Source organism: Salinicola aestuarinus (genome assembly GCF_003206645.1).
GTDB classification, from domain to species: domain Bacteria; phylum Pseudomonadota; class Gammaproteobacteria; order Pseudomonadales; family Halomonadaceae; genus Salinicola; species Salinicola aestuarinus.
Genome location: NZ_PZJP01000003.1, coordinates 228,266 through 243,893 on the forward strand (window position 1 = coordinate 228,266; position 15,628 = coordinate 243,893).

Consider the following 15,628-nt stretch of genomic DNA (forward strand, 5'->3'; position numbering starts at 1 on the left):
CGCCGCTGCAACCGATCATACGGCCACCTCAGACGTTTGTCAGGTGTCGCTACAGACCGACGCGACCGCCCTCGTGCCCTTTTACCGTCGCCGTTCAAATGGTTAGATAGTCGGCTGCCGCTGGCGCCACTTTGACCTCGCGCCGGCCATTGCCAGCCCGTCGTTTTTCAGGATGCCACACCGGCCATGCCAGGACTCTTTCAGCGTCTTTTCTCCCCCCGTTGGCGGCATAAGGATCCTGCCGTCCGCCTACGCGCCGTCGATCAGCTCGGCGCCAAAGACACGCAGGCGTTCGAAGCGCTCGCCCATGACGACGACCCGAGCGTCCGTCGCGCCGCGCTCGCCCGTATCGAGACGCCCGAGCGCCTCATCGCCTGGCACTCGACGGTGCCGAACGATGATCTCTTCGCGCGCCTCGTCGAGCTGTTGGGTGGCGCCACCACGCCGGCGCTCGATCTCGAGACACGTCTCGAATGGGTCGCCAGACTCGACGACCCTGCCCTGATCGATGCCCTGATTCGTCATGGCGACAACCAGACGCTGCGCTTGACGGCGCTCGCCCGGGTCGACGACGAGGCGCGTCTGATCGATCACGCCAGCGACAACCGCATTACGGCGGTGCGCCACGCCGCCGCCGAACGCGTGAAGAGCGATGACGGGCTTGCCCGACTGGCGCGTCAGGCGCGACGCGACAAGCAGGTCGCCCGCCTGGCACGCGAGCGTCTCGCCGCCCGCCGCGCCAACGCCGAACAGCAGGCCGCAGCCGACGCCGAGCGGGAGCGCATCCTGCAAGCCCTCGAGCATCAATCCCACCGCCCCTGGGAGCCGCAGTTCGAAGCGCGCCTGAAGCACTGGCTGGGGCTATGGGAGCGCCAGGAGAGCAGCCCTAGCGACGTCCAGCGCGGACGTTTCGACGCCGCCGTCAATCGCTGTCGTCAACGAATTGCCGACCACGAACGCGAGCGCCAGGAGAGCGAGCGCCAGCAGCGCGAAAAGCAGCAGGCGCAACAGACCCGGGAAGGCATCCTCGAGACGCTCGACCAGGCCCTCAGCGTGGTGCGCGAGCAGGGGACGCTCACCGTCGAAGCGATGCAGGAGCTGCACGCCAAATGGCAGCTTCAGAGCGAGCGCTGGCGCGAGATTTCCGACCGCCAGGGCACCTCTCCGGCGTTTCAGCAGCGGTTCGAAACGCGCATCGCCATCGCCCATACCTTCTGGCAGGCCTGGGAGCGTCTTCTCGAGCAGGCCCCCGCGCTGACCGACACGCTCGAGCGCGACGAGGATCCCCGTGCCCTGCTCGACGCCATCGCCTGGCCCGAGGATCTGCCCGCGACAGAGCTACTGGCCGCCGCCCGTCGTCAGCAGGCCGCGAAGACCCAGCGTGCTGCGACCCCCAGGCAGGCCGACGAGCCCGAGAACGCCTGGCCCCTCGAAGAGATCGAGGCGCTGCTCACACAGCTCGACACCGACCTCGAGGCCGGGCGTTATCGTCCCGCTTCGCAGGCGCACCGGCGCCTGCGCCAGCACCTGGAACGCAGCGGTCAGACGCTCTCCGGCGAGCTCGATCAGCGCTACCGCCAGTTGACCGCCCGGCTCGCTGAGCTGCGCGACTGGCGCGGTTTCGCCGCCGCCCCCAAGCGCGAGCATCTGCTGCAGTCGATCGAGGCACTGGTCGACGCAACGGAGCGCCGCGACAGCGAACGACATCGTGAACATCAGCGCCTGATTCGTGAGTGGCGCCAGCTCGGCGACGCCGCCGCTACCCGCGAGTTCGCCCAGCGCTTTCGGACTGCCTCGGATGCGCTCCACGCTCAGCTCGCGGAGTGGGAATCGGAGCTGGAGAAGCGCCAGCAGCTCAACCTCGAGACCCGGGAAGCGCTCTGCCAGGAGCTGGAAACGCTGCTCGACCGCCCCGCTGCCGACGCCGATCCCGACGGACTCCGTCGAATTCGCGACGCCGCGCAGGAACAGTGGGATCGTCACTGGCCGGTGCCCAAGCGTCAAAACGCGGCACTCGGACGTCGCTATGCCCGCCTGCGCCATCAGCTACAGTCGCTGATCGACGCCCGCGCCGGCGATGTCGCCAGTCACAAGCGTGAGCTGGTGGCCGAGGCCCGGCAGCTCGCCGACAGCGACGCCAGCGCCGCCCAGCGAGCCGACGCCGCCAAGGCGCTCCAGCAGCGCTGGCGAGCCCTGGGTCGCGCACCCAAGGGGGTCGAGCAGACGCTGTGGCGCGAGTTCCGGGGTCACTGCGACACCATTTTCGCCGCCCGCGATGCCAGCCGGGGCGAACAGCAGGCACGTCAACAGCAGCGCTTCGACGACATGCAGGCGCTCATCGACCGGCTCGATGCCTGGCAGCCCACGCGCGCCAGTGAGCGCGGCGTGCTCGAAGAGGCGCTGAACCAGGCCCAACGCCTGGGACCGCTCCCCCATAGCCGTCGCAGCGAGGGAATGGAGCGGCGCTGGCAGGGCATCGTGCATGCCCGCGAGGTCACGCTCGATCGTCTCGCGCTCGCCGAGCAGGCGCGCGAGTGGCCGACCTACCGTCAATGGTTCGAACGCGCCCTTGCCGGGGAGGCGGTCGACGACGCTCCCGAGGCCATCCGCCAGGCGCTGCAAGGCGGCGCGACCTCCACGATCCACGCGATGACAGAGGGGGAAGAGGCAGTGCAGCGCTGCCTGGTCCAGCTGCATCTGCTGGCCGACGAACCGATTCCCGACACGCTGGAGCCGCTGCGTCTGGAAGTGCAGGTCGCCCGGCTGAACGACGGACTCGGGCGTCAGCCCACGCCGCCGGAGGAGCTGCGCGAGACGCTGATGGCGCTGCTGGCGAGCACCTCGATCACACCCGAGACCTGGGCGATCTATGCCAGCCGCTTCGATCACGTCCTTGGGCACATTGCTGAAGGGAATCGCGCCCACGCTGTTGACAGCGACTAATACATACGTATAATTCGCCCCACATTGATGCGGGGTGGAGCAGTCTGGTAGCTCGTCGGGCTCATAACCCGAAGGTCGTCGGTTCAAATCCGGCCCCCGCTACCATCTCTTGAGACCGGCGCCTTTTTAAGGCGCCGGTCTTTTTTATGCCCGTTTTTCGCGTTGCCGAACGGGCAAGCGCGCTGCATCACGCCTTCCTGCCGCTAGCGTGAGTGACGGGTTTCTGCGCCACCCGCGTGACCGACGGGCCTTTCTAGCGTGCGCCGCTTGGCTGAGCCATGCCGATCCTCCCGAGGCCGGGCAGCTTGAGCGCCGGCGACTGCCAGTCGAGTCCGAACGTCAGTCCCAGCACGTTCCACTCGATGCCCTCGTCGGCCGCCACCATCACGCCCAGCAGTCCATACAGCGATAGCTGATAGCCAGTCCCGCTGGGTGCCGCGGACAGCCACCCCGAGAGCGCTTCGCCGTCCGTCTCGATCAGGTAATCCTTGCCGATGGCGGTAGGCGGAAAATCGACCGCCAGCGCCGGCACCGACCGCACCACCCAGGCGACGAAGGTATTGCTGTTGGGGCCGGGCCACACGCGATAGCGATCGGCGCGGGGGTAGTTCGCCACCGCCCTCTCGATACTCAGGATCGCTCGACTCGCGCGCTCGCCGCGCAGATCCGCCAGTAGGGTCGGCGAATTGCCGTACCAGCGGCGATCCGGCGCGTCGAAACCACTCACCACGACCGGCCGGCGCCAGCTCAGCACCTGATGGATTTGGAAGCGATCCGCCTCTTTCGCCTTGGTCGCGATCCAGGTGTGCACGCCGAACGCGCCGCGCCAGCCAAAGGCGCGTGCCGCATAGACCTGCACCACCGCCTCGGTGACCTCGGCGGGGTCGGGGGCCAGACCGCTCGCGCTGCGATCGGCAAGACGCCAGTCGGCGTCCATCGCCACCCGCTGCGAGGCCAGCATGTAGCCCGGGCCCAGCAGCAGCGCGGCGACCAGACCCGCTATTGCCAGTATCGAAAGGGCGAGGCGCCTGAGAACGCTCGGTAGTGTCATATCGGCGAGGACTCGGCAGAAATCCGCGTCAGGGGTTGAATCGCAGACGCGTGACCCGCATAACAGTCGCCAATCACGAATCGAACATCAAGGGTTCTACTCATGGCTTCAATCGTCGATCCTCGCACCGGTCAGCCAATGGCCGGCTCGCAAGGCAGTGACACCGGCTCATCGGCCTCGGTCTCTCGCGACGACGTGATCGTCGACGTTACGCTGGAAAACTTCCAGCAGGTGGTACTCGAAGGCTCGATGCAGCATCCGGTCCTGTTGCAGAGCTGGGCGGACTCGAGCGAGGCCTGCAAGAATCTGAAGCCGATCCTCGAAAAGCTCGCCACCGAATACGCAGGCGCGTTCGTGCTGGCGCGACTCGATATCGACGCCTTCCCGCAGATCGCCTCGCAGCTCGGCGTGACGTCGGTACCCGACGTTAAGCTGATCGCCCAAGGCCAGCTCTACGATCAGTTCCAGGGCGGGCTACCGGAAAAGCAGGTTCGCGAGTGGCTGGCGAAGTACATCGAGGCGCCGGACACCGCTTCGCAGAGCCCCGAAGAGATGGCCGAGGCGGCGCTCGCCAATGGCGACACCGCCACTGCCCAGGCGATCTTCAACGAGCTGATCCAGCAGTATCCCGAACATTACGACTATCAGATCGGCCTCGCCGGGGTCTATGTGGCTGCCGGCCACAGCGACACCGCCCGCCAGCTACTCGACAACCTGCCGCCGGAGTACCGCGACGGCGCCAAGGCCCGAGGCGTGCGCGCCCGCATCGAATTTGGCGAAAGGGCACTGAGCCACGCCGAGATCGAAGCCCTGGGCGAGCGTGACGACAGCGAGGCCCAGTATGCTCGTGCCCTGCGCCAGATCGCCGATGGCGACTACGAAGCGGGACTCGAAGCGATGCTGGCACTGATGAAGGCCGATCGAAGCTATGGAGACGATGCGGCCCGCAAGACGCTGCTGAATGTCTTCGATGCACTCGGGGCGGATCATCCGCTGACGGTGACCTACCGTCGACGCCTGTTCGCCATGCTCTACTGAGGCGACCCGAGCGCGCGCCTCATTCGATCGGAAAAACCCGGCCGCCTGGCCGGGTTTTTCTTGCCCGGGTGATCAGGGTTCAGACCTTGTGCGACTCGGGGCTCAGCCCCCCATCCAGGCGCGTCAGCGCCTCTTCGAGCCAGGTTCTCGGCATGCCGAAGTTGAGGCGGACGAAGCCCGGCGCGCCGAAGGCCTGGCCGTCGGAAAGCGCCACTCTCGCCGCCTCCAGCAGATGGTTCTGGGGCGAATCCCCGAGGCCGCTGTGACGAAAATCGAGCCAGGCAAGATAGGTCGCCTGTGGCGGCGATAGCGTTACGCCTGGCCAGCGGGAGACGTAGCGCTCTACCAGTGCAAGGTTGCCGCCGAGTTCGTCGAGCAGCGCCTGACGCCAGGGTTCACACGCCGTATAGGCCGCCAATGCCGCCTCGAGTCCCAGCACGTTGACCCCGGGCATCAGGCCGGCTCCCGCACGCTGGAAGCGCTCGCGCAGCCGCTCGTCGGCGATCACCGCACAGGCGCAGGAGAGGCCGGCGATGTTGAACGTCTTCGACGGCGCCCACAGCGTGACCAACCGTTCGGCGAGTTCGGGATGCAGTTGACCCAACGGCCGATGCGAGCGCTCGGCGTCGAGTATCAGATCGCAGTGCAGCTCGTCCGACACGATGACGAGGTCGTGACGTACCGCCAGCGACGCAAGCCCGGCAAGCTCCACCGGTGTCCAGACCCGACCGGTTGGGTTGTGCGGATGACACCACAGCAGCACTCGCGTATTGGGCTGGATGGACGCCTCCAGACGATCGAGGTCGAGCGTCCAGGGCTCGCCGTCCGCACTCGGTTCGGCAAGCGCCACCTGCTGCGCTTCGCGCCCGGTGTTCTCGGCGACGCTCAAGAACGGCGGATAGATCGGCGTCGCCGTCAGAATCCCGTCCCCGGGTTCGCTGAACGCCAGCGCCGCCAGGTTGAGCGCCGGCACGACACCGGGAATCCAGAGCTGCCAGTCGGGCTCGATGGCCCAGTCATAGTGGTCGCGACTCCAGCGACAGAGCGCCTCGCGCAGCGAAGCGGCAACGTCGCCATAGCCGAAGACGCCATGATCGACCCGGCGGGCGAGCACGTCGATGATCGGCGGCGGCGAGACGAAATCCATGTCGGCGACCCAGAGCGGCAGCACGTCCGCGGCATACTGCTGCCACTTCTTCGTCGGATGCTGGCGACGATCGATATGCGTGGCAAAATCGTACGGCGGAGTGACAGTGTTGTTCACGCGCATTTCTCACCATGGTTCGTTAAAGGACGAAAGATGCAACGACCCTATTCGGCATCACAGGAGCGGCCGTTCTACGCCCGCGTGGTGGCCGGCGGATCACGCCTGATCGGGCACTGGCTGCATCTGGGTCAGGCGAGCCCCGATCGGCTGGCGATGATTCTGGCGGATACGGCCAGGATCGCCAAACTTGGCGAGCCTGAGCAGACGCCGGACGGCGACACGCTGATCGCCTGGAGCGAGGAGACCGCGCCGCCGCGCTGGGCGGCGCGAACGGCGCTGTTCCTGCTGGTCCAGCTTCCCGCACGTCCGCAGCCCGCGGATGACGACGAAGCGTGCGCCTGGGCCTACTGCTGGCTGTTGAACCGCTCCTTCGAGAGCCTCGAGGCGGCCGGTGCCGCCCTGCCCGAGCACCTGCAAGCGCCGCTGGCGCCGGCGCTGAAGGCGGCCTGGCAGGATCATACCGGTCGACGTCTGATCTAGCGGCCGTCGCGACAGGCAAGCCCCGAGCGCCCCAGCCCTAGCTGCCGCGACGCCGAGCGCGGCGTTTGGGGACGAATCCATCGGGCTTGTCGGCGAGCCACTCGACGAAGGTGCGGATCTCCGGATGGGACAACAGCGCCTCTCGACTCGCATAGTGATCCGCGAGCTCGCGCTCGCTGAGCGTGCGATGGAGATGCGAGTGGCAGGGACGGCAGACCATCAGCACGGCGGTGTGCAAATGATCGCGGTCATGGCGCTTGCGGTAGCGCGGTTTGCGGTGCAACGTTCTAGGGATGAGGTGATGCCGTGTCAGCGGCGTCGCCCGCCCGCACAGCGCGCATCGCGGCGGCGAGGTCTCGGATGATGAGGCATCCGCTTCAGCGCTCATCGGGCAATTGCCGATCGGTCACAAGGAGTCTTCATAGCGTGATTAGCTTAGGAACGCCGGCGGGGATCCGGCAAGCGGCGAGTGCCGGCGGTCGTGTCGCATGACGCCCGCCATCCGACTGCTAGAGTCCCGCGGCATCGTCCACGAGGTCACCAGCTACACGGCCGATGACGGCAGCAGCGGCTACGGCCAGGCTGCCGTCGCGGCGCTCTCGCTGCCTGCCGAATCCGTATTCAAGACACTGATGGCGAAACTCGACGATGGCCGGCTGGTCGTGGCACTGGTGCCAGTCTCGGGCTCGCTCGACCTCAAGGTGCTGGCGAAGGCCGCCGGAGCCCGCAAGGCGCACATGGCCGCTGCCCCTGAGGCGGAGCGTGCGACCGGCTACGCCGTGGGTGGCATCAGTCCAATCGGGCAGAAAAAGCGCCTGTCGGTTTACATCGACCAGAGCGCGCTGGACCTTCCTCGGATTCACGTGAGCGGCGGGCGGCGCGGTCTGGAACTCTCGCTGGCGCCGGCGGATCTGGTGTCGCTCACCGGCGCACGCCCCACTGCACTGGCCAAAGAGTGAGCCGCCGATGGCGATCGACTACGATCTCTGGCTCGATCCCGATGACGTTGATCGCCATCGAACGCTGGAAGTGACGCTGGAGCGCTACTTCATCGAGCGGCTGGCGGACTATCCGCATCTGCGTTTGCCGGGCCCTGATCCCTACGACTATGATGCGCCGTTCAATCGCCTCTATACGGCCCTCATCGAGCGCGCCCGCGCCTACTGTCTGCGTGACCATCACTACTCGCCGACACCGATGCAGCTAAGCCAGGCGTTCTATCGGGCCGTGGCCCGCTCCCGCAAAGTCATACTGGATTCTCCCCATGGTGATTCAAACCGATCAGGCGGCGACTGACGCGCAGCTTGAGACCATCGCCGAGCAGCTCGGTCGCCCCCCTCGCGGGCTCGCCGCGGTTGCCGCCACCGATAGCCACGGCCGCCCGCTGGTGCTGCGCATGGCACCCATCGTCGACGACGCGCCCTTCCCGACCCTCTATTGGCTCTCCTGCGAGCGGCTGAAGGTCGTGCTCTCGCGCCTGGAGGCTCAGGGCGTGATCAAGGAACTGGAAGCGGCGCTGAAGCAGGATCCCGAATGGATGGCCGAGTATCACGCCAGCCATGAGGACTACGTACGCCAGCGCTGGGATTACATGACACCGGCGGAGCGTGACGCCGTCGAGCGTCGGGGCTTTACCCCGCTGATGCGTGAACGCGGCATCGGCGGCATCACCAACTGGGATCAGGTGCGCTGCCTGCACACCCAGTACGCCCATCACCTCTGCGGCAGCAACGCCATCGGCCGTTGGCTGGATACGCACTACGACGTCGCCGGGACCATCCCCTGATCGGCCATGCCGACATCGCCGAGGTCTTGAGCGCCTCGAACCCGGCGCCGTCGGCGGCGCCAGGCTTGACGCCCCCTTTCATCGATTCAGGAGTGATAGCGTGAAAATCTGTGTTTATCTCGGCTCTCGCGAAGGCAACGATCCACGCTTCGTCGAGGCGGCAGAGGCGCTCGGCCGCGCCATTGCCAGCCGTGGCTGGGGGCTGGTCTACGGCGGCGCTCGCAACGGTCTGATGGGACGCCTCGCCGATGCCTGCCTCGCTGGCGGCGGCGAGGTGATCGGCGTCATCCCGGAACACCTGGTGCAGCGTGAGGTGTCCCACCCGAGCGTGACGCGGCTGATCCGGGTCGACAGCATGCACGAGCGCAAGGCGGCGATGGCGGCCCATGCCGATGCCTTCGTGGCGCTGCCCGGTGGCATCGGCACGCTGGAAGAGCTGTTCGAGATCTGGACCTGGCGCTACCTGGAACTGCATGCCAAACCGCTTGGCGTGCTGGATATCGCCGGCTTCTACACCCCGCTGCTGACGTTCCTCGATACCACCGTCGAGCACGGCTTTCTCGACCCGCGAACCCGTGAGACGCTCGTCGCCGACGCAGAGGTCGAGTCACTGCTCGACCGCCTGGCCGAGTTTCATACCGGAGCGGCGCTGTAACGCCGAACCCTCGATCACCATCGACTACAGTGGGGGGAGTGCGCGGTAAGGCGTGGGCCCGACAGGCGCGCCCCGAGCCGCGCCACCCCTGCCGAGCGACTCAAGGAGGATCCACGATGCAGGCGATCACGATTGAAGACGGACGGCTCTGCTGGGGCGAGCAACCCGACCTCGGCCCCCTGGGACCGCGTGATGTGCGCATCAACGTGGCCTGGAGTGCCGTCAATCGCGCGGATTTGATGCAGCGCGCGGGCAAATATCCACCTCCGCCCGGTGTGACCGAGATTCCAGGGTTGGAAATCAGCGGCACCGTGGTGGCCACCGGTGAACGGGTTGAGCGCTTTCAGTCCGGCGACCGGGTCTGCGCCCTGCTCGCCGGCGGCGGCTACGCCGAAGAGGTGGTGGTCGACGCCGCCCAGGTGCTGCCGATCCCGCAGAATCTGGGGCTGCGTGAAGCGGCGGCACTGCCCGAAGTGTTCGCCACCGCCTGGCTGAACCTTTACATGGAGGGGGCGGCAAAGCCGGGACAGCACGTTCTGCTACACGCCGCCGCCAGCGGCGTGGGAACGGCGGCGATACAGCTCTGCCGGGTGTTCGGCAATCCGTGCTTCGTCACCGCCGGCAGCCAGGAGAAGCTCGAGGCCTGCTACAAGCTCGGTGCCAGCGCCGGCTGGAACCGCCACGACGGGAGTTTCGTCGACGCGGTTCAGGCGTGGGGCGGCGCGGACATGATCCTCGACCCGGTCGGTGGAGACTACATCCCGCAGGATCAGGACGTGCTCAATGCCGACGGCCGGCTGGTACTGATCGGCTTGATGGGAGGGACCGAGTCTCGACTCGATCTGGGGCGCATGCTGATGAAGCGCCAGCGAGTGATCGGATCGACCCTGCGCTCGCGCTCGCCGAAAGCCAAGGGGGCGATTCTGGATGCGCTCTACACTCACGTGTGGCCCAAGCTTGCCAGCGGCGAGATCGTGCCACTGATCGCCGGTGAATGGTCAATTCAGGAGGTAGAAGCGGCACAGCAGCACGTCACCGATAACGCCAATATCGGCAAGGTGCTGCTGCGCGTCGGCAAAGCGCGCTGAACCCCCGGCGCCACTGCGACCCGAAACACTATAGGCTGGCCGTTGCCGCGTAGGTGAGCTGCAGCAGCCGGGCGTCGTCGCCGGCGCGGTGGCGCTGGATGCCGTGTTCGGCGATCAAGCGCTCCTTGGTGGCGCCCCAGTCGGCGGTCTGCGCTTCGCTCAGCAACCTGCGAAGCGCCTCGAGTCGAAAGCGCGCCAACAGACCCGCCTGATAGAAGAGCAGAGAGAGCCAGGTGTTGTCGTAGCCCCAGCTATCGCTGTAGGCGATACCGTGAACGGCGAGCTCATCGTTGAGCCAGCGCGCCACTTCGATCGGCGGGTACCCTTCCCGAATCAACCGCGAGCGCGAGATGCCGTGAAGCAGCTCCGCCTTGGGATCCCAGTGTGTCCACTCGTCGTCGGGCTGAATCAGAAAGGCACAGCAGCTGCCATCGGCTCGCGCCAGGCCGATCTCGATCGGATAGCTTCCCCGACCGAATCCGGAGGCTTCGATATCTAGCAGAATGGGCAGCGGCACGGCGCGGGCTCCGTTATTCGTGACCGTTCTCGACTGGCGTCGAGGCCCGACCATCATGGCAGCGTTAATACCAGAGTACACCCCGCCGTCGATTCACGACGCGCGGGGAGCGGCTTCACCCAGGGGGCAAGAGGGAGTCAGAGGACGGCGGGAGCCGGGTGGGGCGCTTCGAGAACCGGCTGCTGTGACGACAGATTGAGCGCAAGCTCGCTCCACTCTTCCGCGCGTGACGGATCGCAGGGCAGACCGAGCTCGCCGAACTGATACGCTGTTGCGAGGCGGTCGGCCGCGAGACTGTGGCCGTTGTCTCCCGCTCGCGCGTACCACGTCACGGCATGGTGAAGATTCGGCTGGTACTGCGTGCAACCCAGCTCGTAGATCCGGCCGGCCTGATACTGTGCGTTGAGGTCACCCTCACGAGCCGCCTGCAGCACGTAGCGCGCGCCGGTGGACTTGTCCTTGGCCGAGACGCCGCGATGCAGCAGCACTCGCCCGTAGAGAGAGCGCGCCGGCAGGTGCCCCGCATCGGCACAGCGCTTGAACCATTTGAGCATCAGCCGCTGCTTGCTCGGCGACCGCCCGATCCAGCCGACATGAGAGAGCTGGGTGGCGAGACGGAACTCGAAACGCGTAAATAAAGAAGACGCCTGTGGCATAACTGACAGCAACCTTGGTGACGAAGACCACTCTCGGTCTGAGCAACCCTGTCGATCGGGACGCATCTTGTTCTATTACGCAACGCTCTCAGCGCGCGTCTGAATCGACTCTTAGCCCCGCTACGGCCGTGCCGGTGGGCGAAAGGCCGCAAGGATACGCCCGTCCCTCGGGGGACTCAAGCCCTGTTCACCGGCGCTCGTTTGCCGCCCGCAAAGGGCCCCTTTAACATGCGAGTCTGTGACGCATTTTGTCTTTCAACGGAGTTTCTCGATGCAGCAACGTCCTCTAGGTCATACCGACATTCAGGTTTCGCGTCTGTGCCTCGGCACCATGACGTTCGGCGAGCAGAATAGCGAAGCCGAGGCCCATCAACAGCTCGACCGTGCCACCGCTGCCGGCATCGACTTTATCGATACCGCCGAGATGTATCCGGTACCGCCCAAGGCCGAGACTCAAGGCCTGACGGAGCGCTATATCGGCAGCTGGCTCGCCAAGCGCGGGCGTCGCGATGACCTGGTCATCGCCAGCAAGGCAGCCGGTGCCGGACGTGGCATGGAGCACCTTAGAGGCGGTCCACGCCATACCCGCGAGCAGATTCATCAGGCGCTGGACGCAAGCCTTGCGCGCCTGCAGACGGACTATCTCGATCTCTACCAGCTTCACTGGCCGGATCGCCACGTCAATTGCTTCGGCAGTCTTGGCTACCTCCCGGGGGATGACAGCAATGCCACTCCGCTGGAGGAGACGCTAAGCGCGTTGAAGGAAGCCGTCGATGCGGGCAAGATCCGCGCTATTGGCCTCTCCAACGACACGCCCTGGGGTGTCATGCGCTGCCTGCAACTCGCCGACCAGCATGGCCTGCCGCGAGTTGCCAGCGTGCAGAATCCCTACAGCCTGCTCAATCGCAGCTTCGAGGTTGGGCTATCGGAGATCGCGCATCGCGAAGGCGTGGGCCTGCTGGCCTACTCGCCGCTCGCGTTCGGCGTGCTCTCGGGCAAGTATCTGGATGGCCAGAAACCTCCCAAAGGCCGCCTGACCCTCTTTGAACGCTTCTCTCGCTACACCTCGGAAGTGGCACAGCAGGCGACCCGTGAGTACGTCAATATCTCTCGTGATCATGGACTCGACCCCTCGCAGATGGCCCTCGCCTACGTGACCTCTCGCCCGTTCGTGACCAGCAATATCATCGGCGCCACGACCCTCGAGCAGCTCGAGGCGAATCTGGAGAGTGATTCACTGGAACTCTCCAATGAGGTCATCGAGGCGATCGAGAGCGTTCACCGGCGAATCTCCAATCCCTGCCCTTGATCCCGCACTGTTCGCTCTCGGACGCTTTCGCTTCAAGGCCGCTTTTCGTTTTTGAACCTCAAGAAGGCACGACATGCTCAGCATTCTCTCGCCGGCGAAGACGCTGGATTTCGAAACGCCGTCCACGACCCGTGACGTTTCTCAACCGGACTATCTGACCCAGAGTCGGGAATTGATCGAGCGCCTGCGAGGCTACTCGCCCCAGGCACTCTCCGAGCTCATGGGCGTCAGCGACAAGATCGCCGGTCTCAACGCGGACCGTTACGCGGCGTGGGAGACGCCCTTCGATCTGGACAACGCCAAACCCGCCGCTCAGGCGTTCAAGGGCGACGTGTATGAAGGATTGAAAGCCGAAGACTTCGACGCCGACGACAATGCCTTCGCCCAGGGGCACCTGAGAATTTTGTCCGGGCTCTATGGTCTTCTGCGTCCAATGGACCTTATCCAGCCGTATCGACTAGAGATGGGCATCAAACTCGAAAACTCCGCCGGAAAGGATCTGTACGCCTACTGGCGGGATCGCCTGACCCGGGATCTCGAGGATGCCGTCGCGGCCAGTGGCACACCGGTGCTGGTCAATCTCGCCTCCAATGAGTACAGCAAGGCGATCGATCTCAAACGCTTGAAAGCCGAGGTCGTGTCACCCGTATTCAAGGACGAGAAAAATGGTCAGTACAAGATCATCAGCTTCTACGCCAAGAAGGCGCGTGGATTGATGGCTGCCTGGCTGATTCGGGAACGGATCGACACGCAGGCGTCCTTGAAGACGTTTGCCGTTGCCGGCTATCGCTACTCGGAAGAAGCTTCCAAGCCCGGCGCACCGGTCTTCCTCAGAAGCGAGCGGGAGCGCGATTGATGCACCGTTTTTCTCCGTGCTTCGGCAGAAAGGCGCAGAACTGTTTCATGCTAGACCGGTCTCAATCCCATCTGTCTCCACGAGAGTGACACCCATGCGCAACTTATTCGTCATGCTGCTGGTAGGGCTTCTAGGGTTTACCACAGCCATCGACCACGCCGAGGCCAAGCGCTTCGGCGGTGGCAAGAGCTTCGGGTCCTACTCGCGCTCGACTCAGCAGCCCGCCTCGACGACACGCAGCAATGCAACGACGCCACCGCGTCAACCAAGTCCCGGGCTCTCTCGCTTCGCGGGTCCGCTCGCCGGTTTGCTAGCAGGCGGCCTGCTGGCGTCTCTGTTCTTCGGCGGTGCCTTCGATGGGTTCCGGATGCTCGACATCCTGCTGATCGCAGTCGCGCTATGGATCGGTTTTCGGTTGCTGTCCGCCAGGCGGCGCCACGCGCCTGCGGGTACGCAGTCTCAGGCGCGGGAAACCAAGCCGGACGCGAAGCCGATGTCTTTCATGGGCGGCGCACAGTCGAGCCAGACGGTAGGTGAGTCCGGCGGCGCGGAGCCGAGCTGGTTCGATCGTGAACGCTTCCTGGCGGGCGCCAAGGAGCATTTCATGACGCTTCAGTGCGCCTGGGACAACAACGATCTCGAGCGCATTCAGGAGTACGTTACCCCCGCACTCTACAACACGCTGAAAGCCGAACGGGCCGAGCAGCCGGCCAACAACCGTACCGAGATCGTCCGTCTATTCGCGGAGATGGGGAGTATCGAGACGTTCAAGGAAGAGGCGGAAGCGACCGTTCTTTTCCATGGCGTGCTCGAAGAGAACGGTGAAGAGACCGAGTTCAATGAAACGTGGCATCTCAAGCGAGCGATGCGAGACGATGCTCCCTGGTACGTCCAGGGGATCGAACAGAACGACGCTAGCTGAACGAGCCGTCAGAACGCAAAAAGCCGGGCCAATGGCCCGGCTTTTTTTATGCGATTAACTGGCTTCCGTGAAACCGGTAGATCGAAGCGATTAGTTTCGTGCGTCTTCCGCTTCGTCTTCCATGTCATCGCCCGCCTCTTCCATCTCGTCGCCGGCGTCATCCATGGCTTCGCCAGTCTCGTCGGCGGCATTATCCATGGCATCACCGGTTTCGTCGGCAGCGTTCTCAGCCGAATCTTGGGCGTCGTCCATGGCGTCGCCTGTCTCGTCTGCCGCGTCGTCCATGGCGTCGCCTGTCTCATCCGCCGCGTCGTCGACCGACTCCCCTGCTTCTTCTGCCGGGCCATCGTCGCTGTCGCATGCGGCAATGCCGAATGCGGTCATGCCCAGTAGCATGGCCATCGCTAATTTTTTCAGCAGATCCGAACGCATACTCATTCTCCTTGGCGGCTTGTCCATAAGACTGCCCCTCAAACATAGACGGTCACGCACTCGGCATCCACCCGTTGTGGTCGCTTTCCCGATTCCTTTCAAAATAATCAAGCGTCGCCGTTTTTCTGTCGGCCGCTGGCGTCACTCATGGTCCGGAACCGCCTGACAGACTTCGTGAAATTCAGTACCGCGCGGCCAATATCGCGTCTATCCGGGCGGCTCCCGTATTACCGGACGCTTCGGCGTCAGTTAATCACGGCGAACGCATGGCGTTAGGCGCTACAACAGGACAACGGGACAACGGGACAACGGGACAACGGGACAACGGGACAACGGGACAACAAGAGAAGTCGACAAGCGGGTGTCGAGAACGGAGCCGATTAATTCAACGTGATCGCGAATGCCGTAATTCATCGTGAATTGCGCAGAGCGATCGTGAATAGCGCAGACTCATCGCGATTCATTCACTCTGTCCTGCAGGGATGACGCCTAATCAGGAAAGCCGGCTTCTTGTGGCGTCGAGCTTCGGCCTCATGCCTCCCGCGCGCCGCCGCCCGAGAGACGCAGGGCGAGCCTCCTGGCGGGCATTTCGGGGCGTTATGGCGGGGAAAAGCTCAACGCCAGGGGC

General features: G+C 64.9%; 17 protein-coding genes and 1 tRNA gene. 12 read left to right on the plus strand and 6 right to left on the minus strand.

Translation table 11 applies throughout. The annotated features are described in order from the left end of the window. Positions 1 to 186 precede the first annotated feature (186 nt). Positions 187 to 2,943: a DUF349 domain-containing protein gene (locus DOM41_RS03885; protein WP_110685523.1), complete on the plus strand. Its 2,757-nt coding sequence runs from the start codon at positions 187 to 189 to the stop codon at positions 2,941 to 2,943. Positions 2,944 to 2,971: 28 nt separating this feature from the next. Beyond that, positions 2,972 to 3,048, plus strand: a tRNA-Met gene (locus DOM41_RS03890). A 148-nt stretch (positions 3,049 to 3,196) separates the two neighbouring features. On the opposite strand, the gene DOM41_RS03895 is transcribed toward DOM41_RS03890, so the two are convergent. Beyond that, on the minus strand, positions 3,197 to 3,994 hold the full coding sequence (locus tag DOM41_RS03895) for a DUF3750 domain-containing protein (protein ID WP_110685524.1): 798 nt from the start codon (positions 3,992 to 3,994) through the stop codon (positions 3,197 to 3,199). 102 nt (positions 3,995 to 4,096) lie between these two features. Between DOM41_RS03895 and DOM41_RS03900 the strand changes: the two genes are divergently transcribed. Beyond that, positions 4,097 to 5,032, plus strand: coding sequence for a tetratricopeptide repeat protein (locus DOM41_RS03900; protein WP_110685525.1), 936 nt, complete (start codon positions 4,097 to 4,099; stop codon positions 5,030 to 5,032). Positions 5,033 to 5,111: 79 nt separating this feature from the next. Here DOM41_RS03900 and DOM41_RS03905 read toward each other — a convergent pair whose 3' ends face one another. After that, positions 5,112 to 6,296, minus strand: coding sequence for a MalY/PatB family protein (locus DOM41_RS03905; protein ID WP_245391729.1), 1,185 nt, complete (start codon positions 6,294 to 6,296; stop codon positions 5,112 to 5,114). Positions 6,297 to 6,332: 36 nt separating this feature from the next. Here DOM41_RS03905 and DOM41_RS03910 point away from each other — a divergent pair, with 36 nt between their 5' ends. Further along, complete coding sequence (locus tag DOM41_RS03910; protein WP_110685527.1) at positions 6,333 to 6,779, plus strand: hypothetical protein; 447 nt, start codon at positions 6,333 to 6,335, stop codon at positions 6,777 to 6,779. 37 nt (positions 6,780 to 6,816) lie between these two features. Here the strand turns inward: DOM41_RS03910 and DOM41_RS03915 are convergent, their stop codons facing one another. Continuing rightward, positions 6,817 to 7,167 carry a hypothetical protein gene (locus tag DOM41_RS03915; protein ID WP_110685528.1) on the minus strand — a complete coding sequence of 117 codons (351 nt, stop codon included), beginning with the start codon at positions 7,165 to 7,167 and terminating at the stop codon, positions 6,817 to 6,819. A gap of 100 nt (positions 7,168 to 7,267) precedes the next feature. On the opposite strand from DOM41_RS03915, the gene ybaK reads away from it, so the two are divergent. The 5 genes from ybaK to DOM41_RS03940 all read left to right on the plus strand — a co-directional run bounded on the left by ybaK (position 7,268) and on the right by DOM41_RS03940 (position 10,308). Continuing rightward, positions 7,268 to 7,738 (plus strand): Cys-tRNA(Pro) deacylase, encoded by a 471-nt coding sequence (gene ybaK, locus DOM41_RS03920; protein ID WP_110685529.1) that lies wholly within the window; start codon positions 7,268 to 7,270, stop codon positions 7,736 to 7,738. Between the two features lie 7 nt (positions 7,739 to 7,745). Continuing rightward, entirely contained in the window at positions 7,746 to 8,075 is a 330-nt protein-coding gene (locus tag DOM41_RS03925; RefSeq protein WP_110685530.1) for a hypothetical protein, read from the plus strand. After that, a complete protein-coding gene (locus DOM41_RS03930; protein ID WP_110685531.1) occupies positions 8,044 to 8,565 on the plus strand; it encodes a DUF501 domain-containing protein in 522 nt (173 codons plus the stop codon). The genes DOM41_RS03925 and DOM41_RS03930 overlap by 32 nt, the downstream gene beginning before the upstream one ends. Before the next feature lie 100 nt (positions 8,566 to 8,665). After that, positions 8,666 to 9,220 carry an LOG family protein gene (locus DOM41_RS03935; protein ID WP_110685532.1) on the plus strand — a complete coding sequence of 185 codons (555 nt, stop codon included), beginning with the start codon at positions 8,666 to 8,668 and terminating at the stop codon, positions 9,218 to 9,220. Positions 9,221 to 9,336: 116 nt separating this feature from the next. Continuing rightward, positions 9,337 to 10,308, plus strand: coding sequence for an NAD(P)H-quinone oxidoreductase (locus DOM41_RS03940; RefSeq protein WP_110685533.1), 972 nt, complete (start codon positions 9,337 to 9,339; stop codon positions 10,306 to 10,308). Positions 10,309 to 10,336: 28 nt separating this feature from the next. Here DOM41_RS03940 and DOM41_RS03945 read toward each other — a convergent pair whose 3' ends face one another. Both DOM41_RS03945 and DOM41_RS03950 read right to left on the minus strand, forming a co-directional pair. Continuing rightward, positions 10,337 to 10,825, minus strand: coding sequence for a hypothetical protein (locus tag DOM41_RS03945; RefSeq protein ID WP_245391730.1), 489 nt, complete (start codon positions 10,823 to 10,825; stop codon positions 10,337 to 10,339). A gap of 137 nt (positions 10,826 to 10,962) precedes the next feature. Beyond that, on the minus strand, positions 10,963 to 11,481 hold the full coding sequence (locus DOM41_RS03950) for a tetratricopeptide repeat protein (protein WP_110685534.1): 519 nt from the start codon (positions 11,479 to 11,481) through the stop codon (positions 10,963 to 10,965). A 271-nt stretch (positions 11,482 to 11,752) separates the two neighbouring features. On the opposite strand from DOM41_RS03950, the gene DOM41_RS03955 reads away from it, so the two are divergent. From DOM41_RS03955 to DOM41_RS03965, 3 genes are all read left to right on the plus strand, one after another. Further along, complete coding sequence (locus DOM41_RS03955; RefSeq protein ID WP_110685535.1) at positions 11,753 to 12,790, plus strand: NADP(H)-dependent aldo-keto reductase; 1,038 nt, start codon at positions 11,753 to 11,755, stop codon at positions 12,788 to 12,790. Between the two features lie 73 nt (positions 12,791 to 12,863). Continuing rightward, the gene (yaaA, locus tag DOM41_RS03960) at positions 12,864 to 13,646 is read left to right on the plus strand and encodes a peroxide stress protein YaaA (RefSeq protein WP_110685536.1); all 783 of its coding nucleotides are present in this window, start codon (positions 12,864 to 12,866) and stop codon (positions 13,644 to 13,646) included. Positions 13,647 to 13,740: 94 nt separating this feature from the next. After that, complete coding sequence (locus DOM41_RS03965; RefSeq protein ID WP_110685537.1) at positions 13,741 to 14,568, plus strand: Tim44 domain-containing protein; 828 nt, start codon at positions 13,741 to 13,743, stop codon at positions 14,566 to 14,568. Positions 14,569 to 14,658: 90 nt separating this feature from the next. Here DOM41_RS03965 and DOM41_RS17630 read toward each other — a convergent pair whose 3' ends face one another. Continuing rightward, positions 14,659 to 15,027: a hypothetical protein gene (locus tag DOM41_RS17630; protein ID WP_188112355.1), complete on the minus strand. Its 369-nt coding sequence runs from the start codon at positions 15,025 to 15,027 to the stop codon at positions 14,659 to 14,661. Positions 15,028 to 15,628 lie beyond the last annotated feature (601 nt).